Source organism: Pseudomonas sp. H1_D04, from assembly GCF_054683855.1.
Map to the genome: position 1 here is coordinate 3,469,420 of NZ_CP162826.1, position 23,970 is coordinate 3,493,389.

The 23,970-nt window shown below is 61.1% G+C and carries 18 protein-coding genes; 3 read left to right on the top strand and 15 right to left on the bottom strand.

The genetic code is table 11. The features are described from left to right. Positions 1 to 111 precede the first annotated feature (111 nt). Positions 112 to 2,949 carry an aminomethyl-transferring glycine dehydrogenase gene (gene gcvP, locus AB4N82_RS16050; RefSeq protein WP_122753120.1) on the bottom strand — a complete coding sequence of 946 codons (2,838 nt, stop codon included), beginning with the start codon at positions 2,947 to 2,949 and terminating at the stop codon, positions 112 to 114. Positions 2,950 to 2,959: 10 nt separating this feature from the next. Further along, the gene (gcvH, locus tag AB4N82_RS16055) at positions 2,960 to 3,343 is read right to left on the bottom strand and encodes a glycine cleavage system protein GcvH (protein ID WP_032890954.1); all 384 of its coding nucleotides are present in this window, start codon (positions 3,341 to 3,343) and stop codon (positions 2,960 to 2,962) included. Positions 3,344 to 3,700: 357 nt separating this feature from the next. On the opposite strand from gcvH, the gene AB4N82_RS16060 reads away from it, so the two are divergent. Then, complete coding sequence (locus tag AB4N82_RS16060; RefSeq protein WP_163034921.1) at positions 3,701 to 8,365, top strand: hypothetical protein; 4,665 nt, start codon at positions 3,701 to 3,703, stop codon at positions 8,363 to 8,365. Positions 8,366 to 8,374: 9 nt separating this feature from the next. Here AB4N82_RS16060 and AB4N82_RS16065 read toward each other — a convergent pair whose 3' ends face one another. The 6 genes from AB4N82_RS16065 to arcD (AB4N82_RS16090) all read right to left on the bottom strand — a co-directional run bounded on the left by AB4N82_RS16065 (position 8,375) and on the right by arcD (AB4N82_RS16090) (position 15,328). Further along, positions 8,375 to 9,883, bottom strand: coding sequence for a sigma-54-dependent transcriptional regulator (locus AB4N82_RS16065; RefSeq protein ID WP_032890957.1), 1,509 nt, complete (start codon positions 9,881 to 9,883; stop codon positions 8,375 to 8,377). A gap of 188 nt (positions 9,884 to 10,071) precedes the next feature. Beyond that, positions 10,072 to 10,434 carry a DUF5064 family protein gene (locus tag AB4N82_RS16070; RefSeq protein WP_032890958.1) on the bottom strand — a complete coding sequence of 121 codons (363 nt, stop codon included), beginning with the start codon at positions 10,432 to 10,434 and terminating at the stop codon, positions 10,072 to 10,074. 18 nt (positions 10,435 to 10,452) lie between these two features. Then, complete coding sequence (gene arcC, locus AB4N82_RS16075; protein ID WP_095185751.1) at positions 10,453 to 11,382, bottom strand: carbamate kinase; 930 nt, start codon at positions 11,380 to 11,382, stop codon at positions 10,453 to 10,455. 158 nt (positions 11,383 to 11,540) lie between these two features. Beyond that, on the bottom strand, positions 11,541 to 12,551 hold the full coding sequence (locus tag AB4N82_RS16080; protein ID WP_032890962.1) for an ornithine carbamoyltransferase: 1,011 nt from the start codon (positions 12,549 to 12,551) through the stop codon (positions 11,541 to 11,543). A gap of 68 nt (positions 12,552 to 12,619) precedes the next feature. After that, on the bottom strand, positions 12,620 to 13,876 hold the full coding sequence (arcA, locus tag AB4N82_RS16085; protein WP_122763791.1) for an arginine deiminase: 1,257 nt from the start codon (positions 13,874 to 13,876) through the stop codon (positions 12,620 to 12,622). Positions 13,877 to 13,900: 24 nt separating this feature from the next. Continuing rightward, positions 13,901 to 15,328 carry an arginine-ornithine antiporter gene (arcD, locus tag AB4N82_RS16090; RefSeq protein WP_032890966.1) on the bottom strand — a complete coding sequence of 476 codons (1,428 nt, stop codon included), beginning with the start codon at positions 15,326 to 15,328 and terminating at the stop codon, positions 13,901 to 13,903. A gap of 451 nt (positions 15,329 to 15,779) precedes the next feature. Between arcD (AB4N82_RS16090) and arcD (AB4N82_RS16095) the strand changes: the two genes are divergently transcribed. Continuing rightward, positions 15,780 to 17,207: an arginine-ornithine antiporter gene (gene arcD / locus AB4N82_RS16095; protein ID WP_122763790.1), complete on the top strand. Its 1,428-nt coding sequence runs from the start codon at positions 15,780 to 15,782 to the stop codon at positions 17,205 to 17,207. A gap of 316 nt (positions 17,208 to 17,523) precedes the next feature. On the opposite strand, the gene AB4N82_RS16100 is transcribed toward arcD (AB4N82_RS16095), so the two are convergent. From AB4N82_RS16100 to AB4N82_RS16130, 7 genes are all read right to left on the bottom strand, one after another. After that, entirely contained in the window at positions 17,524 to 18,873 is a 1,350-nt protein-coding gene (locus tag AB4N82_RS16100; RefSeq protein ID WP_122763789.1) for a CoA transferase, read from the bottom strand. 40 nt (positions 18,874 to 18,913) lie between these two features. Beyond that, positions 18,914 to 20,257: a sensor histidine kinase gene (locus AB4N82_RS16105; protein WP_122763788.1), complete on the bottom strand. Its 1,344-nt coding sequence runs from the start codon at positions 20,255 to 20,257 to the stop codon at positions 18,914 to 18,916. A gap of 68 nt (positions 20,258 to 20,325) precedes the next feature. Beyond that, complete coding sequence (locus AB4N82_RS16110) at positions 20,326 to 20,790, bottom strand: LTXXQ domain protein (RefSeq protein ID WP_032890971.1); 465 nt, start codon at positions 20,788 to 20,790, stop codon at positions 20,326 to 20,328. 124 nt (positions 20,791 to 20,914) lie between these two features. Further along, entirely contained in the window at positions 20,915 to 21,592 is a 678-nt protein-coding gene (locus AB4N82_RS16115) for a response regulator transcription factor (protein WP_032890972.1), read from the bottom strand. Positions 21,593 to 21,599: 7 nt separating this feature from the next. Continuing rightward, the gene (locus AB4N82_RS16120; RefSeq protein WP_032890973.1) at positions 21,600 to 22,007 is read right to left on the bottom strand and encodes a hypothetical protein; all 408 of its coding nucleotides are present in this window, start codon (positions 22,005 to 22,007) and stop codon (positions 21,600 to 21,602) included. Positions 22,008 to 22,113: 106 nt separating this feature from the next. Beyond that, entirely contained in the window at positions 22,114 to 22,413 is a 300-nt protein-coding gene (locus AB4N82_RS16125; protein ID WP_027605568.1) for a YciI family protein, read from the bottom strand. 1 nt (position 22,414) lies between these two features. Then, positions 22,415 to 23,011: a septation protein A gene (locus AB4N82_RS16130; RefSeq protein WP_032890974.1), complete on the bottom strand. Its 597-nt coding sequence runs from the start codon at positions 23,009 to 23,011 to the stop codon at positions 22,415 to 22,417. Between the two features lie 87 nt (positions 23,012 to 23,098). Between AB4N82_RS16130 and AB4N82_RS16135 the strand changes: the two genes are divergently transcribed. Then, positions 23,099 to 23,962 carry a PHP domain-containing protein gene (locus AB4N82_RS16135; RefSeq protein WP_122763787.1) on the top strand — a complete coding sequence of 288 codons (864 nt, stop codon included), beginning with the start codon at positions 23,099 to 23,101 and terminating at the stop codon, positions 23,960 to 23,962. Positions 23,963 to 23,970 lie beyond the last annotated feature (8 nt).

The window sequence follows — 23,970 nt, forward strand, 5'->3', positions numbered from 1 at the left end:
GTGGGAGGGGGCTTGCTCCCGATGGCAGTGCGTCAGTCAACAGAGATGTTGAATGTAAAACCGCCATCGGGAGCAAGCCCCCTCCCACATTTGATTGAGTTCAGCCTCAGGTTACGCGTAGCTCTCGATTGAAGGGCATGCGCATACGAGATTGCGATCACCAAACACGTTGTCGACCCGACCAACCGGCGGCCAGTACTTGCCTTCGATCAGCGAAGCAACCGGATACACCGCCTGTTCACGGCTGTAGGGGTGGCTCCATTCGCCCACCAGTTCCGCCGCGGTGTGCGGAGCGTTCTTGAGTGGGTTGTCGTCCTTGTCCAGTGTGCCGTTTTCCACTGCGCGGATTTCTTCGCGAATGGCGATCATGGCGTCGCAGAAGCGGTCCAGTTCTTCTTTGGATTCACTTTCCGTCGGCTCGATCATCAAGGTGCCGGCCACCGGGAACGACATGGTCGGTGCGTGGAAACCGAAGTCGATCAAGCGCTTGGCCACGTCATCCACGCTGATGCCGCTGCTGTCTTTCAGTGGGCGCAGGTCGAGGATGCATTCATGCGCCACCAGGCCGTTGCTGCCGGTGTAGAGCACGGGGTAGTGCTCTTCCAGGCGGCGGGAGATGTAGTTGGCATTCAGGATCGCCAGTTGCGAAGCGCGCTTGAGGCCAGCGCCGCCCATCATGCTGATGTACATCCAGGTGATCGGCAGAATGCTCGCGCTGCCGAACGGTGCCGCACAGACCGCGCCTTCTTTGCGCTCCATGGCCGCGTGGCCCGGCAGGAATGGCGTGAGGTGGGACTTGACGCCAATCGGGCCAACGCCCGGGCCGCCACCGCCGTGAGGAATGCAGAACGTCTTGTGCAGGTTCAGGTGGGACACGTCGCCGCCGAACTTGCCCGGGGCGCAGAGGCCGACCATCGCGTTCATGTTAGCGCCGTCGATGTACACCTGGCCGCCGTTGTCGTGGATGACGCCGCAGATCTCGCGGATGCCTTCCTCGAACACGCCGTGGGTAGACGGGTAGGTGATCATCAGTGCCGCGAGGTGATCGCGGTGCTCGATGGCCTTGGCGCGCAGGTCTTCAATGTCCACGTTGCCTCGGGCGTCGCAGGCGGTGACGACGACACGCATGCCGGCCATGTTGGCGGTGGCCGGGTTGGTGCCGTGGGCCGACGACGGGATCAGGCAGATGTCGCGGCGTTCTTCGCCACGGCTCTGGTGATAGGCACGAATGGCCAATAGACCGGCGTATTCGCCTTGGGAACCGGCGTTCGGCTGCAGCGAGATCGCGTCATAGCCGGTGGCCGCGCAGAGCATGGCTTCCAGGTCGGAGGTCAGTTGCAGGTAGCCGGCGCTTTGTGCGGCTGGTGCGAAGGGGTGCAGGGCACCGAATTCGGCCCAGGTCACCGGGATCATTTCGCTGGCGGCGTTGAGCTTCATGGTGCACGAGCCCAGCGGGATCATGGTGCGGTCCAGGGCCAGGTCTTTGTCTGCCAGCTTGCGCAGGTAGCGCATCAACTCGGTTTCGGAGTGATAACGGTTGAACACCGGGTGGCTGAGGATCGGCGACTGGCGCAGCAGCGCGGCCGGCAGGGTGCTCTCAGTTGCCGCGAAGGCTGGCAGGGCCTTGCCGTCGGCGAAGATCGCCCACAGGGTTTCGATATCGGCTGGGGTGGTGGTTTCGTCCACCGACAGGCCAACACGCTCAGCGTCCACCACACGCAGGTTGATGCGCTGGGCGCGGGCCTTATCGTGCAGGGCGGCGGTGTGGGCGCCGGTGTTGAGGGTGAGGGTGTCGAAGAAGTGTTGCTGCTCGACGTTCAAGCCCAAGGCAGTCAAGCCTTTGGCCAGGATCGCGGTCAACTGGTGAATGCGCTGGGCGATCTGGGTCAGGCCTTTAGGCCCGTGGTACACGGCGTACATGCTGGCGATGTTGGCCAGCAGGACTTGGGCGGTGCAGATGTTGCTGGTGGCCTTCTCGCGGCGGATATGTTGCTCGCGGGTCTGCATGGCCAGGCGCAGGGCCGGCTTGCCGAAGCGGTCAACAGACACACCGACCAGACGGCCCGGCATGTCGCGCTTGAACGCATCCTTGGTGGAGAAGTACGCCGCGTGCGGGCCACCGAAGCCCAGCGGCACGCCGAAGCGTTGCGCGCTGCCGATGGCCACGTCGGCGCCGAATTCGCCCGGAGGGGTCAGCAGGGTCAGGGCCAGCAGATCGGCGGCCACGGCTACCAATGCGTTGGCGGCGTGGAAGCGTTCGGTCAGTTCGCGGTAGTCGAACACGTCACCGTTGCTGGCCGGGTATTGCAGCAGGGCGCCGAAGAACGGGCTGACGTCGGTCAGTTCACGCTCATCGCCCACAACCACATCAATGCCCAGCGGTTCGGCGCGGGTACGCAGCACGTCGAGGGTCTGCGGGTGACTGTGCACCGAGGCGAAGAAGGCGTTGCTGCCTTTGTTCTTGCTCAGGCGTTTGCAGAAAGTCATGGCTTCGGCAGCGGCAGTAGCTTCGTCCAGCAGCGAGGCGTTGGCGATCGGCAGGCCGGTGAGGTCGCTGATCAGGGTCTGGAAGTTCAGCAGCGCTTCCAGGCGGCCTTGGGAAATTTCCGGCTGGTACGGGGTGTAGGCGGTGTACCAGGCCGGGTTTTCCAGCAGGTTGCGCAGGATCGGTGACGGCGTGTGGCAGTTGTAGTAGCCCTGGCCGATGTAGGTCTTGAACAGTTGGTTCTGGCTGGCGATGGCCTTGATCTTCGCCAGGGCCTCGGCTTCGCTCAGGCCGTCTTCCAGGCCGAGCACGCTGGTGCCCTTGATGCTTTCCGGGATCACACTGGCGCTCAGGGCTTCCAGGGAGTCAAAGCCCAGGCTGGCGAGCATGTGCTGCTCATCTTCCTGGCGCGGGCCGATGTGGCGGGCGATGAATTCGTTAGCGGTGCTGAGATTGATCGTCATGGTGCGCTCCTCAGGCTTCAGCGTTGGCTTTGATCAGGCGGTCGTACGCATCCTGATCCAACAGCTTAGCCACTGCGTCGGCATCGGCCGGTTTAAAGCGGAAGAACCAGCCTTCGCCCATCGGATCTTCGTTGACCAGTTCCGGGCTGCCATCGAGCTTGTCGTTCACTTCGAGGACTTCACCGTCCAGCGGCATGTACACACCGCTGGCAGCTTTTACCGACTCCACGGTGGACGCTTCGGCGCCCTTGTCATAGGTCTGCAGCTCAGGCAGTTGCACGAAAACCACATCACCCAGCGCGTTCTGCGCAAATGCGGTAATGCCCACGGTGACGCTGCCATCGGCTTCGGCACGCAGCCATTCGTGATCTTCAGTAAAACGCAACTCGCTCATGGAAATTCCTCAGGGCCAGATTCGTCTGGTGGACGGGATTGGAATAATGGGGAGTTACTTAGCAAGATCGCGGCCAATGTTATTAATCACTTATAAATCAATAGCTTAATAATTTTGGCTGCGACATTGGCCACGGCGGCTGTAGCGATTTCGATACAGCGCGGTGCGCGAAAAAAAGCCTATGTGGATCAAAGCCTTGCATGGCGCGTAAAAAGCAGGACTGTAGCGATATCGTTCCACTGTAGCGCTTTCAGTACGGTGAAGGTCGCTTTCAGCCCTTTGTGCAAGATAGATGTACTGCTTTGGGCGTTCCCTGACGCTTTAACGTGCAGTGATCTCGTTATCAGGATGCATCCCATGCGTGCTTCAACTGCAAATTCTCCGGAGCTCACCCAGGCGCGGATGTCCCGCGATTACTTATCCAAAGTGTTTGCCCGTCGCTTGAGCCTGACCGCTGTGGCCCAGTCCATGATCCAGGGCTGGCTGGAGGAGCGGTTCGTCGGTGCGCGCCTGCGGGCGCCCACTGCCTGGATCGGTGTGATACAGGCTGGCGGTGGTTACACACAGCTCATCACGTTGAGCGATGCGCTGATCAAACGCTGCATGAGCGGCGAAGCGCTGAACTACACGCCAGGCCATCATCAACTGCTGACTCGCTCGGGCGAGCGGGTGTTCGAGGCGGTGACCGACGCGATCACCGTGGACGACATCGAACAGATGCTCAACGCCCTGGCCCCCGGTGTGCTGGAGGGGTTTGCCGAGCGGTTGGTGGACTACTGGAACGAGCGCGTGTCGGACGGTTCGGCGCACAGTCGCTGGGACGCGGTCGGCCGCCAATTGCGTGCGTGCCTGATGACGGCGCGGCAGAACCCGCCACTAAGCTCGGAGCACGCGCGCGCGCTGCTGGGGCAGGGCGATGAACATACCCAGGTCTGGAGCGACCGCGCGGATCGCGAAGCGTTGGGCCAGCCGCATGTATTGCGGATCTATCAGGTGTTTGCGGTCCAGAACGAACGCCAGGGCGAATGGCTGCCTTTGCTGGTGTTGCAACGTCAGGTGCAGGGCCAGCGTGTCACGCTGCTGTACGTCCCGGCGCTGAACCTGCTGACGCTCGATAACCTCGACGCGTTGGGCAATCTGTTGCCGCGCTATATGAACCACTATTTGCCCGGGGTTCCCGTCCACTGGGTGCTGCGCGAGCCCGAGGGCAACGTGTTCGATGCCCTGGCCCAGACGTTGCTGGAGCGCCAGTTGCGCAGCCTGTATCGGGTCGATTGGTCGGCACTGCCGGAGATTGGCAGTTATGAACAGTTGTTTATTTCACTCACCTCACCGCTGGCCTGGTTCGACCCCGACGCACTGCAGCAACCCCACGAAGAACAGTTGCCGCTCTGGTTGCAACTGGCCAGCAGCGCAGATCGTCTGGTTTATGGCCAGTGGCTTGAGCGCCTGCAGCAAACCACCGGTGGCGCATCATTTCTGGATGGCCTCGACTCAATAGATGTTTACGCGCGCAACGCCCTGCGCCGGCAAATGCGCCTGGACCGCCCCGGCCAGGCGATCATCGACCCGGATGATTACCAACTGACCTTCGAGCGCACCCAGGGCGGCACCGTTGGCTGGACCCAACGCACTGCCAGGACCTTGACCCAATGGTCGCTGGAAAACCCCTTCGTCACGGCATACGCCAGCGTGCAGATCAGCCATCAGACCCAGCCGGAAAGCGTGCCCGGCTGGCTGACAGCTGCGTACCTCAAGCAACTGATCGAACGCGTGGACGTGGGCAAGCACTATCCGACGCTGCTTGAGCGCGCGTTGATTTCGGACCCGGTGGACTGCCCACGTCGGCGTCGCTTGTTTGTTGATCAGATGACGATCCAACTGCCCATGCGCGCCTTTGAAAACAGCCTGCGCCGGCGCCACGGTTTTACCCGGACCGGCGCCCTGGTGGTGCGCACGATGCTGCAGGACGACCCGCTCAAGCGTGTGCTCAGTGGCGAGGTGATTGTGGCGCGGCCCCTTGCGTTCCTGCTCCATGCCGGCGGGCGTGCCCACAAGGCGGACAACCTGTGTGTGATCGGCCCGCGCGATAACAGCCCGCTGCCCCACATTCTTTATCGGCCGGATCACGTCGACGCCGTGTTGCAACAATTCCCCAGTCGCCAGGCGCTACTTGATGAAATCGCCCGCGTCGACAGCGATCTGCAGCGCCTGGTGCTGCAACGCTTGCCGGACGCCAGTCGGGCGTTGTTCGGCAATGGCGGTTTTCTGCGGCCCCACGTTCAGCGTTTTCTGCCGGGGGATGAATACGACGCGCAGCCCACTTCAAGCCCGGTCCTGCTCAGTGATGAAGTGATAACCGGTGATTTTCTGGCGGTCGTGTTCGATGAAAACGCCCACAGCCTCTGGCAACTGGCGGTGAAGCAGTCGGCGTCCAACGAGGCGTTGAGGTGGGCCATGTTCAAGAATGATCTGTGGCAATTGTTCAATGCGCTGCTGCCCATGATTCGCGGGCCGGTGGCGGTCGCGGGCTGGCTGTTTCAAACCTTCAAGACGTTTCGCGCGGTCCTGGCGCTGCCGCCAGACGCTAGCCAGGAAGACGCCGCCGCTGCCCTCACCGAACTGATCGGTAGCCTGGCCGGGTTGCTCCTGAGCCCGGTGGTCAAACTGGATGAACGTTTGGGCCTGAGTGCGAGCAAATCCGTCACCACCGGCACGGTGCACACCACGGACGTCATCCCGGTCGGCCACGTTCGCCAACCAACGTCGACGTTTGCCTGGCCGCGTTCGCTCGCGGATATCACCGCCATGGATTATTCCTGGGCTAATTCACGGCTCAAGCTCAATCCGCAGCAGCAGGCAAAGCTTGAGACCTTCCAGTGGGCGCCTGGTCGGGGAGAGCGTGGGCCAGACAGGCCCGCGGTGTTCTCGGCCGACAGCCCGGTGCGCGGTCAGGTCCAGGTGCTGCGCGACGGTGGCGCTGCGAGCCAGGAAAACTACACGTTGCTCGACAGCAAGGTATACGGCGTGACGGCAGTGGAAGGTGGCTGGCGAATAGCTGATCTCAGGGATCCCCAGCGCCTGGGGCCGTGGCTCAGAAAGAGCGCGGATGACGTATGGACAATCGACCTCGGCCTGCGCTTGCTCGGTGGGCAGAAGAGAAGCCCGGCTGCGCGGCGCTATGCGCAAGTCGAGCGCAAGAGTCTCTTGATTAAGGATGAGTACGACGCGGCTGTCGCTGAACTCATAGCGTGCGAACGCAAAGTGAAGGCAGCCGAAAGCCTGTGCGAAAAGGCCCATTCAAGCGCTGAAGGGCTATTTACCGACCAGCACCGGCGCGATGCCAGGATGCGCTTTTTGGCGGAAATGGAAAAACAAGAGGGCGCGCAACAAAAACAACTCAATCTGCTTATCCGCAAGAACAGCATTAAGCCCATGGATGGTTTTGAAAGAGAGCATTGCGCGCAACTGAAGACCATGCTGGAAACCATGCGCCGACGCATGTACGTATTGACCTTCAATCGTCGTGAGGAGCAGTTGCCACCAGCGCGCATAGAGCAAGTGACCGCGCAGTTTGAGGATGCTGACGTGACGGTGTCCCAGGCCGCCGAGCGTGTGCTGAACGAAGAAGCGCATAAGATCGGCGAGTTCCAGCAATCCATGGTTAACCTGAGCTTCTGGGAGCGTGTGTTCTACCAGCGTTTGCAGGGTATACCTGGCTATAAATCCTTCGTCGGCGACTTGGCGCCTTCGTCCTATGGTGCGCCGCTCGACTGGAGGACGCTGCAGTTGCAGACCCTCAAACAGATGATCTGGCGTCGACGGCCGACGCCCGAAGAACACGACGATTGCATGCGGGTCAAGGGGGCGATCGACGAGGCGATTCAATCGGCCCAGTCGCAAAAAACCATTGATGAAGCGGGCGTGCTCAGTGTGCAGCAGCGCATTGAAGGTATTCGGGCGATTCTGCACGAGTACGCCAGCACCCTGGCGATACTCGCGGAGTACCGCGAAGCACTGCCGGAGGTGATTCACAGCGATATTGAAGTGCCTGTGGAGTCGACAATCCTCAGCCTGGATCAAGAGTCGCGAATATCGTTGGCTAAACTGCTGCGCGAGCAGGAGGGTAGCCCCCAGGCCACGGCATTGCGACGCCCTGGCGCCGATCAACGGCTGGTCCGTGACTCGAAAAAACGCTACCAACTTGGGCGGGTGCGTGCGCGTACGCCGGATTCGGGTGAAGAGATCGTCGACCTGATCAGCCCGGTTGATCAGCGCGTGGTGGTCAGTTTGCAGGAGCGGGCCGGTTCAACTGAGTTCGAAGCGATTGCCGAGGCGGCGCCCGTTGTGCCGCGTCCGACGCGTTCCCTGGAAAACCTCAAGGGCGACGCCCGCCGTTTGTTGCAACGCGAACCCATGGTGCTGCAACAGGCGCGCAACGAGGCGCTCGGCAATACCCCGCCGGAGAACGTTGAGGCGCGGCTGACGCGGCAATCCGCGACCGTCCGGGCGGTTGCCGACAAGTTGCGCAAGGCGCTGCCAGCCGCGCCCGATGTTGTGTCGCAGACGTTGTTGGATGATCTGGAGAAGGTCGCGCGGCGGTACCTGGAACAGGGGCGATTGTTGCGCATCGAGATGATCAAGCGTATGCCGCCCAATGAAAGCGGGATCGCCTGGCTTCATGCTCAAGACCAACTGCAGATCGTGCGCATCGAGGGGCGTATTGCCCTCAAGCGCGTCGATGATTTTTTGCAGGAGTATGTGGTCAAGGACAAGCAGGGCAGGGTGCTGGCGTACGCGCACTTTCATTATTTGACGCCCACCGCAGCGGATGCCGATTTCAAGGCCGGGCATCTGAAACTCCCGGAGCAGCGCTTCACTAGTTTCCGCAGCCTGGCCGACAAGACCGATTCGGATGTGGTCGCGATCTATTACTCGCGCATCAGCGCGCCCATGGCCGAGCGGCTGTTCTTTCGCGCAACTGACTCCGTCAAGCACCGAGGGCGGCGCGCGTTCTGGTGACGATTGGGTTCAGGATTTGCCGGGAATGCCGTACTTGCGCAGGCGATGGGCGATGGCGGTGTGAGAGGTCTGCAGGCGGCTGGCCAGTTGTCGGGTCGAGGGGTAGCTGACGTAGAGCGTCTCCAGCAGGCCGCGTTCGAAGTCCTCGACCGCCTGTTCGAGGCTGTCGACTTCGCCGTCGCTCTGGCGTGCCACCGAGGTGCCGGCGATGTCCAGATCGCCGATGTCCACCAGGCTGCTTTCGCAGATGGCGGCGGCGCGGAAGATCACGTTCTGCAACTGGCGCACATTGCCTGGCCAGCGATTGCCCAACAGCGCCGGGTAGGTGCCTGGCGCCAGGCGGCAGACCGGACGCTGGATCTGCGCGCAGGCTTGCTGCATGAAGTAACGCGCCAGCAACAGAATGTCCTGGCCACGCTCGCGCAGCGGCGGTACTTCGACGTTGAGCACGTTGAGGCGGTAGAACAGGTCTTCGCGGAACGTGCCTTCGGCGACCATTTTTTCCAGGTCGCGGTGGGTGGCGCTGAGGATGCGCACATTGACCTTCACTTCACGGTCGCCACCCACCCGACGAAAACTGCCGTCATTGAGGAAGCGCAGCAGCTTGGCTTGCAGGTACGGCGACATTTCGCCGATTTCATCGAGGAACACCGTGCCCTGGTTGGCCAGCTCCATCAGCCCCGGCTTGCCGCCGCGCTGTGCACCGGTGAAGGCGCCGGGGGCATAACCGAACAGCTCGCTTTCGGCGAGGTTCTCCGGCAGCGCCGCGCAATTCAATGCCAGAAACGGTGCGCTGTGGCGCGTGCTGATAGCGTGGCAGGCGCGCGCCACCAGCTCTTTGCCGGTGCCGGTTTCGCCCTGGATCAACAGTGGCGCATCCAGTGCAGCGACCCGTTGGGCACGTGCCTTGAGGGTGCGGATCGCCGGTGATTCGCCGAGCAGCGCATCAAAGCCTTCGGCGTGGTCGTGGTGCAGCGCCGACAGTTGTTCGCCGATGCGGTTGGGTTGGTACAGCGTGAGCAGGGCGCCGGCGTCGGTGATCGGCGTGGCATCCAGCAGCCAGGTCTGACCGTTGATGCTGATCTCGCGCAAGGGCAGGCGAAAGCCCTGCTCCAGCAAGGTATCGAGCAACGCCGTGTCATTGAAAAGCTCGGCGATACTTTCTCCGGCCGGTTCGCGCCCGTACAACGCAATCAGCGCCGGGTTGGCCAGCAGGATCTTGCCCGCACTGTCCAGCGCCAGCACCGGATCGGTCATCGCTGCCAGCAAAGCATCGAGTTGCAGGTGGCGGCGTTGGCCGGGGAGGATGTCCACCACCCTTACCGCTTGCACGCCCTGAACGCTGAACAGCGCGTCGCGCAACTCTTCCAGTACCTCGGCGCTCAGCGTCGGGGCGTCGATATAGACGTTGGGCGGCACCATTTCCACCGCATCCAGGTTGAGATTGCGCCCACCGAGCAAGGCCAGGACTTCCTGGGTAATGCCGACGCGGTCGATGAAGCTGACGTGGATACGCATGGGGCGCTAACAATTCTGAGGAGCGGGAGGCGGCAAGTATGCCTTGGCGCGGATGTAGATCAAAATGTGGGAGGGGCGGTGCGACGATTCGACTTGCCCCCGATAGCAGGGTCTCAGTCAGCTTATTTTCAGCTGACACACCGCCATCGGGAGCAACCCCTCCCACATTTGGAGCAGAGTGGTGTCAGTTATTCCAAGTGTTCAGGCTTGATCGGGTCGCCGGATTTCACATCCAGCTGATGCCGCACATCCTCGAACATCTGGTCGTACTGCTTGTGCATCGAGCCATTCAACACCGCGATCTTCGGCATCCCGTACTTCTGCGCGATGTTCATCGCGTGCCGTGCGAAGTCGAAGGCCTGGTCCTTGGGCAGATAGAACTCTTCGTTGATGTCCTTACCCTGCACCGAGCCGTGCAGCTTGAACAGCATGCCCGTGCCTTCCTTTGGGTCCTGGCTGACTTCATAGTCAATGCACAGGTTGTAGCTGTAGTCGTCCTTGTTAAGGGCGTGACGTTCGACGTGCAGGTGACCGGGTTCAAAGGTGGCCATAGGCGTATCTCCTCTACTTCACAGATAGGTGATGCCAGGTGTTGCCGTGCTGATGCGCGTGCCGGCGCTGCCCTGGACGATGGCTTCGATGTCCGAGAGTGAACCGATGACCGCAGTTTTGCCAGTCTGACGGGCGAATTCACAGGCGGCCTGCACCTTGGGCCCCATGGAGCCGGCGGCGAAGCCGAGTTTTTCCATGTCATCGGGATGGGCCTGGCCGATGGCCTTTTGCGTCGGTTTGCCAAAGTCGATGAACGCTGCGTTGACGTCGGTGGCGATCACCAGCAGATCGGCGTTCAGTTGCGAGGCCAATAGCGAAGAGCACAGGTCTTTGTCGATGACCGCTTCAATACCTCTGAGCTTGCCGTCTTCACCGTACATGGTCGGGATACCGCCACCGCCGGCGCAAATCACAATGGCGCTTTTTTCCAGCAGCCACTTGATTGGGCGGATTTCAAAGATGCGTTTGGGGCGCGGGCTGGCGACGACGCGGCGATATTTATCGCCATCCGGGGCAATGGCCCAGCCTTTCTCGGCGGCGAGTTTTTCCGCTTCCGCCTTGGAGTACACCGGGCCGATGGGTTTGGTGGGGTTCTGGAAGGCCGGGTCCTTGGCGTCCACTTCCACCTGGGTGAGCAGGGTGGCGAACGGCACTTCAAAGTCCAGCAGGTTGCCCAGTTCCTGTTCGATGATGTAGCCGATCATGCCTTCGGTCTCGGCGCCAAGCACGTCCAGCGGGTAAGGAGAGACGCTGGTATAAGCGGCCGCCTGCAACGACAACAGGCCGACTTGCGGGCCATTGCCGTGGGCGATCACCAGCTCGTTGCCGGAGTGAATCTTGGCGATCTGTTCGGTGGCGATGCGGATATTGGCGCGTTGGTTGTCTGCGGTCATGGGTTCACCACGGCGCAGGAGGGCGTTGCCGCCCAGGGCTACGACGATGCGCATAATTCAATCCTTCTATGGGTGTGAACACAGAGGCCAATGTGGGAGGGGGCTTGCTCCCGATAGCGGTATGTCAGGCAACTTATCTGTAGCTGATCCGCCGCCATCGGGGGCAAGTCGAATCGTCGCACTGCCCCTCCCACACTTAACCCGTGTAGCCTTTAGATATCCGCGAGTGCCGACACCAGGATCGCCTTGATGGTGTGCATGCGGTTTTCCGCTTGCTCAAAGGCGATGTTGGCCGGCGACTCGAAGACTTCCTCGGTCACTTCCACGCCATTGGCCAGGTTCGGATACCGCGCGGCAATGTCCTTGCCGACCTTGGTCTCGCTGTTGTGGAACGCCGGCAGGCAGTGCATGAACTTCACACGTGGGTTGCCCGAGGCTTTCATCATCTTGGCGTTGACTTGGTACGGCAGCAGTTGCTCGATGCGCTCGTCCCACGCTTCCACCGGCTCGCCCATGGACACCCAGATATCGGTGTGAATGAAGTCCACGCCTTTGACTGCTTCTTTCGGGTCTTCAGTGATGGTGATGCGTGCGCCGCTTTCCTCAGCAAACGCCTGGCATTGCTTGATGAAATCTTCATGGGGCCACAGGGCTTTCGGCGCGCCGATGCGCACGTCCATGCCGAGCTTGGCGCCGATCATCAGCAGCGAGTTGCCCATGTTGTAACGGGCGTCGCCCAGGTAGGCGTAGCTGATGTCATGCAGCGGCTTGTCGCTGTGCTCGCGCATGGTCAGGGTGTCGGCGATCATTTGGGTCGGGTGGAATTCAGCGGTGAGGCCGTTGAACACCGGCACCCCGGCGAACTTGGCCAGTTCTTCGACGATTTCCTGTTCGAAGCCACGGTATTCAATGGCGTCAAACATGCGGCCCAAAACGCGGGCGGTGTCTTTCATGCTTTCTTTGTGGCCGATTTGCGACGAAACCGGGTCGATATAGGTGACGTGGGCGCCTTGGTCATGGGCCGCCACTTCGAACGCGCAGCGGGTGCGGGTCGACGTTTTTTCGAAGATCAGCGCGATGTTCTTGCCTTTGAGGTGTGGGCGCTCGGTGCCGGTGTATTTGGCGCGCTTGAGGTCGCGGGACAGGTCCAGCAGGTAGTTCAGCTCGCGAGTGGTGTGGTGCATCAGCGAGAGCAGGCTGCGGTTGCGCATATTAAAAGCCATGGTGGATCTCCTTAGGTTTCGGTTATCCCCTCGGCTGCTGCTGGATAAGCAGCGGCCAAGGCCAAAAATTAATAGTCGATAGGGTCGCGGATGATCGGGCAGGTCATGCAGTGGCCGCCGCCACGGCCACGGCCGAGTTCACCGGCGCTGATGGTGATGACCTCCACGCCAGCCTTGCGCAGCAGGGTGTTGGTGTAGGTGTTGCGGTCGTAGCCGATCACCACGCCTGGCTCCAAGGCCACTACGTTGTTGCCGTCGTCCCACTGCTCGCGCTCGGCGGCGAAGCTGTTGCCGCCGGTCTCGACTACGCGCAGGGCCTTGAGGTTGAGCGCGGCGGCAACGGTCTCGAGGAAGTTGGTTTTCTCCCGTTGGATGTCGATGCCGTGGGGCTTGCTGTCGTCAGGGCGCAGGGTGAAGGGCACGATCTGGTTGACCACTTCCGGGAAGATGGTCACCAGGTCGCGGTCGCAGAAGCTGAACACGGTGTCCAGGTGCATCGCCGCGCGGGATTTCGGCAGGCCGGCAACGATCACCCGTTCCACAGCTTTGTTCTTGAACAGGTTGCGCGCCAGTTGGCCAATGGCCTGGTGGGACGAACGCTCGCCCATGCCGATCAACACCACGCCATTGCCAATGGGCATGACGTCACCGCCTTCCAGTGTGGCGGCACCGTGTTCCTGGTCGGGGTCGCCGTACCAGATCTGGAAGTCGGCGTTGGTGAACTCGGGATGGAATTTGTAGATGGCGCTGGCCAGCAGGGTTTCCTGGCGTCGCGCCGGCCAGTACATCGGGTTGAGCGTCACGCCGCCGTAGATCCAGCAGGTGGTGTCGCGGGTGAACTGGGTGTTGGGCAGCGGCGGCAGAATGAAACTGGCGTGGCCGAGGAAGTCGCGGAACATCTCGATGGTCTTGCCACCGAAGCTGCTCGGCAGGTCATCGGCCGACACGCCACCAATCAGGAACTCGGCGATCTTGCGCGGCTCCAGGCTGCGCAACCAGGAGCTGACTTCATCGACCAGGCCCAGGCCCACGGTGTTGGAGGTGATCTTGCGTTCCAGGATCCAGTCCATGGCTTCGGGGATGGCAACGATATCGGTCAGCAGGTTGTGCATTTCCAGCACATCAATATCCCGCTCGCGCATTTTGGTCACGAAGTCGAAATGGTCGCGCTTGGCCTGGGCCACCCACAACACGTCATCGAACAGCAGTTCATCGCAGTTATTCGGGGTCAGCCGTTGGTGGGCCAAGCCTGGGGAGCACACCATGACTTTGCGCAGTTTGCCGGCTTCGGAATGTACGCCGTACTTCACTTTTTCCGTGGTCATTACAGATCCTCCAAGGAGCAACAGTTACAGAGTCAGGAAGCCGTCGTAGAGGCCATAGGCTGCCACCAGGGCGCCAATGACTACTGCGGCGAAAATCAGCTTCTCGACGTTGGTGAAAATCGGTTTGCCCAGTTCATGCTTAGCCTTGGCGAACAGGATCGCGCCGGGGGCATAGAGCAGGGCGGACAACAGCAGGTACTTGGTGCCGCCGGCGTAGAGCAGCCAGACCGCGTAGATCAGCGCGACTGCGCCGATGAACAGGTCTTTCTTGCGCTCTTTGAGGGCGTTTTCGTAGGTTTCGCCGCGCACCGCCAACAGCAGCGCGTAGGCCGCCGACCACAGGTAAGGCACCAGGATCATCGAGGTGGCGAGGTAGATCAGCGACAGGTAAGTACTGGCGGAAAACAGCGTGATCACCAGGAACACTTGGACCATGGCGTTGGTCAGCCACAGGGCGTTGACCGGCACATGGTTGGCGTTTTCCTTACGCAGGAACTCCGGCATGGTGTGGTCCTTGGCGGCGGCGAACATGATCTCCGCACACAGCAGCACCCACGACAGCAACGCCCCCAGCAGCGAGATGATCAAGCCGACGCTGATCAGCACCGCGCCCCAGTGGCCTACCACATGCTCCAGCACCGCAGCCATTGACGGGTTCTGCAACTTGGCCAGTTCCGGCTGGGTCATGATGCCCAGGGACAGCACGTTCACCAGCATCAGGAACAACAGCACAGTGATAAAGCCGATCACGGTGGCCTTGCCGACGTCGCTGCGTTTTTCCGCACGGGACGAGAAGATGCTCGCGCCTTCGATGCCGATGAACACCCACACGGTGACCAGCATCATGTTGCGCACTTGGTTCATCACGCTGCCCAGGTCCGGGTTTTTTACGCCCCAGATGTCAGCGGTGAAGATGTCCAGCTTGAACGCGAACACGGCGATCAACACGAACAGTACCAGTGGCACCACCTTGGCGACCGTGGTCACCAGGTTGATGAACGCCGCTTCCTTGATCCCGCGCAGCACCAGAAAGTGCACGGCCCACAGCAACACCGATGCGCCAATCACCGCTGCGGGTGTGTTGCCTTCGCCGAAGATCGGGAAGAAGTATCCGAGTGTGCTGAACAGCAATACGAAGTAGCCAACGTTGCCCAGCCAAGCGCTGATCCAGTAGCCCCAGGCTGACGAGAAACCCATGTAGTCGCCGAATCCGGCCTTGGCGTAGGCGTACACGCCGCCATCGAGGTCGGGCTTGCGATTGGCCAGGGTCTGAAACACGAACGCGAGGGTCAACATGCCGATGGCGGTAATCACCCAACCGATCAATACCGCGCCAACATCAGCGCTGGCGGCCATATTTTGCGGCAGGGAAAAGATCCCGCCGCCGATCATTGAGCCCACGACAAGTGCAACCAGTGCACCTAATCGAAGTTTTCCGGGGGATTCAGACATTGCATAACTCCAATGCAGGAGAAGAGAGACCACAGAATAATTCCGTGTGCTAATCAAACAGCTGACTCAGATCACTTCATTGGCACATCCTATTGTGAATAAATGACTTAGCCTGGAAACTCGTGGGCGATGAAAATCCTTGGAAACGCGCTGCGCAGAGCGGTTAACCCCATTAAAATTTAATTATTTGGCCGGTGAGATGGACGTTTGAAGCTAAACCTTTTTGCCGGATGTGCAAACTATTTGAGCGGTGTTTCACTTATTCGCTATAAATATTAAGAGTTGATGCACTATTTAAAATCTAAATAAGCCTAAATGTTGTTAATTTAAATGCCATTTGGTTATGAACGGATTGATTTAATCGCCATCCCTACTAAACGCTACACTCGCTGATTTAATTAGTTGAGTGCTCAGTTGTCAGCTCAACTCGGTTTTTCAGTCAGGAGTGTTCATGTCTCAACCGGCCCAGAAACTTCGACTCAGCGCCCTGATCGCCTTGGTGGTGGGGTCGATGATCGGCGGCGGGATCTTTTCCCTGCCGCAAAACATGGCCGCCCGTGCCGAGGTGGGCGCGGTATTGATCGGCTGGGCGATCACCGCCGTCGGCATGTTGACCCTCGCGTTTGTGTTCCAGACCCTGGCCAATCGCAAACCCGAGTTGGATTCAGGGGTGTATGCCTACGCCAAGGCCGGTTTTGGCGATTACATGGGGTTTTCGTCGGCTTGGGGCTATTGGATCAGTGCCTGGATGGGCAACGTCGGTTACTTCGTGTTGCTGTTCAGTACCCTTGGCTACTTTTTTCCGGTATTCGGCCAGGGCAATACGCCGGTTGCCATCGGCTGCGCATCGTTGTTGCTGTGGGCGGTGCATTTCCTGGTCATGCGTGGGATCAAGGAGGCGGCATTCATCAACCAGATCACTACCGTGGCGAAGATCGTGCCGCTGCTGATGTTTATCGTGATCGCGGCCGTGGCCTTTAAAGCCGATATTTTTACCCGTGACATCTGGGGCCTGGGCAACCCGCAGCTCGGCAGCGTGGTGGATCAGGTGCGCAACATGATGCTGGTCACGGTGTTCGTGTTTATCGGCATCGAAGGCGCCAGCGTCTATTCGGCGCGGGCCGATAAACGCTCGGACGTCGGGCGCGCCACGGTGATTGGCTTTCTTGGCGTGCTGGCGCTGTTGGCGCTGGTGAATGTGCTGTCCCTTGGAATCATGAGCCAGCCAGAGCTGGCCAGCCTGCAAAACCCCTCCCTGGCGGGCGTGCTGGAGCATATTGTCGGCCCTTGGGGCGCCCTGCTGATCAGCCTGGGCCTCGCGGTGTCGCTGTTGGGCGCATTGCTGTCCTGGGCGTTACTCTGCGCGGAAATCCTCTACGCCACGGCTCACGACAAGACCATGCCGGCGTTCTTGAAGAAGGAAAACGCCAACCAGGTGCCGGTCAATGCCTTGTGGCTGACCAATGTGATGATCCAGATTTTTCTGGTGATCACGCTGTTTTCCCACAGCACTTACACCACGCTGATTTACCTGGCGTCGTCGATGATTCTGGTGCCGTACCTGTGGTCGGCGGCGTATGCCGTGCTGTTGAGCGGGCGGGGAGAAACCTATGAAGGTGCCCACCGCCATCGCATCAAGGACCTGCTGGTGGGGTTGATCGCCCTGGGCTACGCCCTGTGGCTGCTCTACGCGGGGGGGCTGAAATACCTGCTGCTGTCGGCGCTGCTGTATGCGCCGGGCGTGATCCTGTTCGCCCTGGCCAAGCGCGAACAGGGCCAGCCGTTGTTTACCCATGTTGAGAAGGGCATTTTCAGCTGCGTGATCGCCGGTGCAGGGCTGGCGGCGTATGGGTTGTACAGCGGGGTATTGTCGTTGTAGTGGGGGGACGGTACTGGCGTCATCGGGAGCAAGCCCCCTCCCACATTTTGATGGGTGAACCTATTCAAAATGTGGGAGGTCCCACTACCTTTTCGACGTAGCGCTGTCGCGTAGCAAACGGGCGAGCTGGCTTGCCCCGCGTTGGGGGGAAGCGCCCCTGATTAAGACGAATGGGGTGTATCGGGCACTCCTCTGCGCCTGGTTTTGGGGCTGCTTCGCAGCCCAACGCCGGGGCAAGCCCGCTCGCCACAGGAATGCGCTCGTCTGAAATGGTTTATGCAAGACTCAGGGCTTGCTCCCCATAGCGGAGGTCAAGTCACCATTGCGGCCTGTGCGAGCCCAACTCTCCAGCCGGCAAATCCCATTGCAATGGCGTACCGACGATGGTCAGCGGGGGCAGCAGCCGGTGGGCCTGGCCCCAGGCGGTTTGTTCTACGACCAGGCCCTGATCTCCAGGTTCTTCCTCTCGCAACGCTGGTTGCTCCGCGGCCTGGCCTGCTTCCACCAGTAACGTTGCGGTGCGCGCCAACGACAACCGCGCCGAACCACCGCGCCCGGACTGCAACCGTTCGCCCAGCGCCTGAATCGCACTGGCCGCCATGAGGTACCCGGTCGCGTGATCCAGCGCCTGCAACGGCAGCGGCACCGGTTTACCCGCGTGTTTCCAGAGCATGCCCGCCTCGGCGATCCCGCTGCTCATCTGCACCAGGCTGTCGAAGCCCCGACGATTTCGCCACGGGCCGCTCCAGCCATAGGCGTTGAGGCTGACGTCAATCAGGCCGGGGGCTATGTGTTGCAGTTCTGGGGCGGTGTAGCCCAGGTGCTCCAGGGCGTCAGCGCGGTAACCGTGGAGCAGGATGTCGGCGTCCTTGAGCAAACGCTCGAACATCATCCGGCCTTCGGGCGTTTTCAGGTCCAGGCGCGCGCAGCGTTTGCCCAAGGTCATTTCCGGGACCACGCCGGGTTCGTTCCAGGTGGGGGAGTCGATGCGCAGTACATCCGCGCCGAGGCCAGCAAGAAAACGACTGGCCACGGGGCCGGCCAATACGCGGGTCAGGTCCAGCACCTTGAGGCCGGCCAGCGGGCGTGCGGCCGAGCCGAGCCAGGGTTTGTCGGTTGTGGTTTCGAAAGTCCGGCGTTGGACCAACGCCTCGGCGTTCACCGCCAACCCTTGCGGATGTTGCTGCCAGGCGCGCCACGCACGCATCTGCGCCGCGCAGCCACCTTGGTCGACAATCGCCTGTTCCAGTTCGGCGGCGTTCCACGCAGCGACCTTGCTGGTCATCTCGGCGCGGTCGGCGACCTTGCCCAGCACCCGTTCGGCGGCGGCGCGGTGATGGGGCGCGTTGGTGTGCAGGCGAATCCAGCCATCGGCGCTGGCGTAGTCGCCGGCTACCGGGTCCCACAGTGGCGGCACTTGCCAGCCTATCGGGCGGATCGAGGAGGAAAACCAGAAAGAGGCGAGGCGCCGGTCCACACTCACACTGGGTAAGCGCCCGGTCTGTTGCTGGATCAGTTGTGCGACGGCCTGCCCGGCGGCGCCGATGCTGGCACTGGCCAGTTCGGTGACGGCGTAGGTAGAGGGCAGGGCGCCAGCCTCGGTGAAGGTCAGCGGGGTGTGGGGTAGATCGAGTGCGGCTTGGATGGGAGTCAGCAGGTCAGTCATCGAAGGCCCTCCGTAAGAGAAGGGCCACTATAGAAGATCATCACACCGGCGTTGTAACCCCTGGTTCCAACGGCAGGTCGATGCTGGCGATAAAGCCGCCGTCAGGATGATTGGCCAGGATCAGGCTGCCGCCATGGCGTTCGGCTGCACGCCGCGCAATCGCCAAGCCCAGGCCGTGGCCTTGAGCAGTCTGGCCGGGCGCGCGGTAGAACGGCTCGCCCAGTTGGCTCAGGTGTTCGGCGTCAACACCGGGGCCATGGTCGCGCACGCTGATCAGGATGCGCTCGCCGTGGCGCTGCGCCCGTAACTCGATCGCCTGGCCTGGCGGGTTGAACCGTTGGGCATTGCGCAGCAGGTTGTCGACGGCGCGTTCGATCATGGTCGGCCAGCCCTTGAGCTGCAGGTCATGTTCGCTGGCCAGTTGCACCACTTGGTCTGGCGCGCCGAGCTGGGCGTCTTTTTGCAGGGTCTTGAGCAGGGGGTTGAGGTCGACATCCTCAGCGCTGGCGTTGTCGGCATCGACGCGTGCCAGTACCAGGATCTCGCTGATCAAGGCTTCCAGGCGGTCGCATTCGCGAGTCAGGCGCGGCCAGAGTTTTTCTCGTTCTTCGGGCCCGGCGCGTTCGGCCAAGGCCAGCGCGATCCGCAGGCGGGCCAGGGGCGAGCGCAGTTCGTGGGACACATCGCGCAGCAACTGGCGCTGGCTGCCGATCAGGCTTTGCAGGCGCGCGCCCATGCGGTTGAAGTCAGTGGCGAGTACACCGAACTCATCACGCCGATTGGCCAGGCGCGCCAGGCTGTTTTGCTGGTAGGTGGCCTGGCCAAGGTCATGCACCGCACCGCGCAGGCGGCTCAGCGGGCGGGTGATGGATAAGGTGACGAACAGGCTGAACAGGGTCAGCACCACCAGGGCAATGGCCAAGGCGCTCAATGGCCACGTCAGGCTGCTGCGGTGCCATTCGTCGAGCTCCGGGTGGGCGATGCGGTAGATCAGCAGGTACGTGTCGCCGGTTTTCTCGCTGGTGTACTCGGCGGTCAGACGGCGCCAGGGAAGGTGGCCTTCCTTGCTGTCGTTCTGTCGGGCTTCAAAGGCGGCGGCGCGGCGCGGGAAGGTGCCACGCACCACTGGCTCGCCGCTTTCGTTCAGCACTTGCACGTCGAGGTGATACTGGCGCTTGCGCTGTTGCAGCAATTCCTGGGCAGCATCTTCGCCCTGGGTTTCGTAGAGTTGGGTCCACTCTTCGGCCAGGTTTTTGAGGCCAGGGTGCCGGCTGAGAATCCAGGCGTCTTGATTGAGCATATGCCCAAGCAAGATCGACAACCCGGCAACCAAGGCGATGGCCAGCCAGAAACTGGCCAGGATGCGCCAGAACAATGAACGCACAGGAAACCCTCAAACAGGAAAAGCCCAGTGGCGGGAGCCACTGGGCTGGGAGCTTTAACGCGGGAGCATTATTGCGCTTTTTGCGGCTGTTGCGCTTTCCAGGCCTGGAATTCCTTCCATTCGGCTCGACGCTGTTCCTGCTTCTTGACGATCTCGTCAAACTTCTTCTGCTGGTCAGGTTTGAGCACGGCACGGATATCGGCCTGCGTTTTCTGCTTACCGGCGGCGATTTCATCCTGCATGGCTTTCTGGTCAGCGGCCGGGAGTTTGTCCAGGTACTTTTTGGTCAGGTCTTTGCGAGCGTGCCATTGGTCGCCCATCAGCTTGCCGATCTGCTGGCGCTGTTCCTTGCTCAGGTCCAGTTGGCTGAAAGGGCCGCCTTTGCCACGCGGACCGTGTTCACCGCCGTGGCCCGGGCCGCCCATCATGTGGCCTTCAGGACCGCCCATCGGGCCTGGGCCTTCGGGCATCGCGGCCATGGCAACGGTTGGCAGGGCAGCGGCGAACATCAAAGCGATAAGGGTCTTGCGCATGGTGATTCTCCTGTCTCTATTCCGGTGAGTCCGGATGTGAGTAGGTTACCCAGATCAAGGTCAGCGGCAGTCAGGGGAGCGTAAAGCTTGGGTAAAGACGATTTTGTGCTAACTGACAAAACTTTCACGGGGCGTAGTAATAGCCTCGGCTGCGCAACGCCACGATCCGTGGACGTCCGTCCGGGTGCGGGCCGATCTTTTTGCGCAGGTTGCTCACGTGCATGTCCAGGCTGCGGTCGTACAGGGTCAACTTGCGGCCAAGGGCGATCTGCGCCAGTTCCTGCTTGTCCAAGGGCTCGCCGGGCTGGCGCAGCAAGGCTTCCAGCAGGCGGCTTTCGGAGACGGTGAGGGTAAATTCCTGTTCATCGATGCTGACCACGCCACGCACCGGGCTGAAACACAGGTCGCCCAGCTCAAGCTGGCTGGACACGGCGGCCGGGTGGCTGCGGCGTAATACCGCGCGCAGGCGGGCGGTCAGTTCACGGGGGTCGCAGGGCTTGGCGAGGTAATCGTCGGCACCCAGTTCCAGACCGAGGATGCGGTCCAAGGGTTCGCCCCGGGCCGATAGCATCAGCACCGGCAGCTCCGGGTGATCGTTGCGCAATTGCTTGAGCAGCTCCAGGCCGCTGCCGTCTGGCAGCATTACGTCGAGCACGACCGCTGCCGGAGCACTGTCGGCCAAGGCCTTGCGCGCGCTCAAGCCATCGTGGCAGGCATGCACCTGAAAGCCTTCCTGGCTCAACCAACTGGTCAGCAGCTCGCAGAGCTCCTGGTCATCATCTATCAGTAACAGCTCGCTCATGACTCACTCAATTTAGCCATTGTCGACGGCGACGGTGCCCCCCGCTGGCGAAGATCCCGCACAGCAAGGCGATCAGTGCGACGGCCCCGCCGGTGACAAACCACTGCTGTTGCTCGGTCAGCCATCGGCTTAAGGTACCGCCCTGTGAATCTTTGAGTTGCTGGGCCAGCTTTTGGTTCTCTTGGCGAAGGCGACTCAATTGGGCGCTTTCGCGCGTAGCATCCGCGCTTTGCAGTTGTTTGGTCAGTGCTTCACGCTGCCGTTCGCTTTCTTTCAAACGTTGCTGCAGCTCGCTGATCTGGCTGCCGGCACTCAAGGACAAGGGCGTGGAACTGCCGGTGTTCGAGGTTTCTTCAGCGTGGGCCGTAGCCCCGATTGTTAACACTGCCAACAGACAAAACTGACGTAAGCGCATCGGAACTCCTAATTCCACACGAATATTCAGAACGTTGTCGGCAGGTTACCGAGAATAATGAGTAATAAGCAGCGCGCCGAACGCAATCGGTTCGGCGCAGCTTGGGTTAAGGCAGGACTTGTTTGAACGGCTTGATCACGACATCGGCGTAAACGCCCGCCGCGACATAAGGATCAGCCTTCGCCCAGGCCTGAGCATCGGCCAGGGAGGCGAACTCGGCGACGATCAGGCTACCGGTGAAGCCAGCGTCGCCTGGGTCGTTGCTGTCTACGGCCGGGTGCGGGCCGGCTAGTACGATGCGGCCTTCGGCTTGCAGCACTTTGAGGCGCTCGACGTGTGCCGGGCGTACGGAAAGGCGTTTTTCCAGCGAGTTGGCAACGTCAGTAGCAATGATTGCGTAGAGCATGTCAGTCCTCGGTTTTCGGCGTAGTGGTCTCGGCATCATGCAGGTGGCGCGACAGATAAATGCCCTGGGCGACCAGGAACAACACGGTCATGCCCAGGCTGCCGAACACTTTGAAGTCGACCCAGTAATCCTGGAAGGTAAAGGCCACGAACAGGTTGGCGGCGCCGCAGAAGATGAAAAACACGATCCAGGCGATGTTCAGGCGCGTCCAGACCGGTTCTGGCAGGGTCAGCGCGTGGCCCATGATTCGCTTGATGAGCAGGCGGTCGCCGATGAAGTGGCTGCCGATAAACGCCAGGGCAAACAGCCAGTTCACCACCGGGGCTTTCCATTTAAGAAAGGTTTCGCTGTGGAAGGCCAGGGTCAGGCTGCCGAAGACCAGGCACGCGACCAGGGTCAGCCATTGGCTTTTTTCCAGTTTGCGCTGGGAGATGAAGATAGCGCCGTAGACCACGACAGAGCTGATGATCAGCACAGCGGTGGCGCTGTAGATGCCGCCGAAGGTGAGCTCGTGGCCGGCCAGATCGATGACCCGAGGGTCGAGTTTGTAAACGATGAAGAACAGCAACAGCGGGATGAAGTCGATGAATTGTTTCACAGTAAGAGCCAGAAGCTGGATGTGGCGGCATAATAACAAACATCCTTGGTTGCGAAAGCGCCAGCTGACTTGAGGTTACACACTCCCGTGAATGTTGATTTGCACTGCCACAGCACGGCCTCCGACGGCGCCCTGGCGCCTGCGGTACTGGTTGCGCGTGCGTTTGAAAAAGGCGTGCGAGTCCTGGCGTTGACCGACCACGACACCCTTGAAGGTCTTGAGGAAGCGCGCGCAACCGCCCATTCGTTGGGCATGCAACTGGTCAACGGTGTCGAATTGTCCTGCACCTGGGGCGGGGCCACCATTCATGTGCTCGGTTATGGTTTCGATCAAAACGCCGCGCCGTTGATGGAGGCTATCGCGCAATTGCACGATGGCCGCTGGCTGCGGTCCGAAGAAATAAGCCGCAAGCTGGCCCTCAAAGGCATGCCTAATGCCCTCGACGGCGCCCGCGCGATCCAGCAGGAGCTGGGCGACAGCGGCAATGCGCCGGCCCGTCCGCACTTTGCCGATTGGATGGTGCGTGAAGGTTTTGTTAAAGACCGCGCCGAGGCTTTTCGCAAATGGTTGGGCGCCGGCAAGTTGGGCGATGTGAAGCAACATTGGCCGACCCTTGAAGACACCGTCGAGACCCTACGGGCCTCCGGGGCCTGGGTCAGCCTGGCGCATCCCTGGCATTACGATTTCACGCGCAGCAAGCGCCGCAAGCTGATCAGCGACTATATTGGAGCGGGTGGCCACGCAATCGAAGTGGTCAACGGGCATCAACCCGCCGAACAGGTCGGCAGCCTGGCGATTCTTGCCCGCGAATTTGGTCTGCTGGTCAGTGCCGGCAGTGACTTTCATGGCCCAGGCGGCTGGTCCGAGATCGGCGAGTACCGCGCGATCCCGGAAGATTTGCCGCTTTTGTGGGGGCGATTCAAGCATGACCCCATTGTTGCCACCGTCTGAACAGGTAG

Bases quoted from the DNA above. Each gene is read 5' to 3' on its own strand.
- arcD (WP_122763790.1), top strand. From the start codon at position 15,780: ATGTCTCAACCGGCCCAGAAACTTCGACTCAGCGCCCTGATCGCCTTG.
- AB4N82_RS16080 (WP_032890962.1), bottom strand. From the start codon at position 12,551: ATGGCTTTTAATATGCGCAACCGCAGCCTGCTCTCGCTGATGCACCAC.
- AB4N82_RS16100 (WP_122763789.1), bottom strand. From the start codon at position 18,873: ATGACTGACCTGCTGACTCCCATCCAAGCCGCACTCGATCTACCCCAC.
- AB4N82_RS16065 (WP_032890957.1), bottom strand. From the start codon at position 9,883: ATGCGTATCCACGTCAGCTTCATCGACCGCGTCGGCATTACCCAGGAA.
- arcD (WP_032890966.1), bottom strand. From the start codon at position 15,328: ATGTCTGAATCCCCCGGAAAACTTCGATTAGGTGCACTGGTTGCACTT.
- AB4N82_RS16110 (WP_032890971.1), bottom strand. From the start codon at position 20,790: ATGCGCAAGACCCTTATCGCTTTGATGTTCGCCGCTGCCCTGCCAACC.
- AB4N82_RS16115 (WP_032890972.1), bottom strand. From the start codon at position 21,592: ATGAGCGAGCTGTTACTGATAGATGATGACCAGGAGCTCTGCGAGCTG.
- AB4N82_RS16120 (WP_032890973.1), bottom strand. From the start codon at position 22,007: ATGCGCTTACGTCAGTTTTGTCTGTTGGCAGTGTTAACAATCGGGGCT.
- AB4N82_RS16060 (WP_163034921.1), top strand. From the start codon at position 3,701: ATGCGTGCTTCAACTGCAAATTCTCCGGAGCTCACCCAGGCGCGGATG.
- AB4N82_RS16125 (WP_027605568.1), bottom strand. From the start codon at position 22,413: ATGCTCTACGCAATCATTGCTACTGACGTTGCCAACTCGCTGGAAAAA.
- arcC (WP_095185751.1), bottom strand. From the start codon at position 11,382: ATGCGCATCGTCGTAGCCCTGGGCGGCAACGCCCTCCTGCGCCGTGGT.
- arcA (WP_122763791.1), bottom strand. From the start codon at position 13,876: ATGACCACGGAAAAAGTGAAGTACGGCGTACATTCCGAAGCCGGCAAA.
- gcvH (WP_032890954.1), bottom strand. From the start codon at position 3,343: ATGAGCGAGTTGCGTTTTACTGAAGATCACGAATGGCTGCGTGCCGAA.
- gcvP (WP_122753120.1), bottom strand. From the start codon at position 2,949: ATGACGATCAATCTCAGCACCGCTAACGAATTCATCGCCCGCCACATC.
- AB4N82_RS16070 (WP_032890958.1), bottom strand. From the start codon at position 10,434: ATGGCCACCTTTGAACCCGGTCACCTGCACGTCGAACGTCACGCCCTT.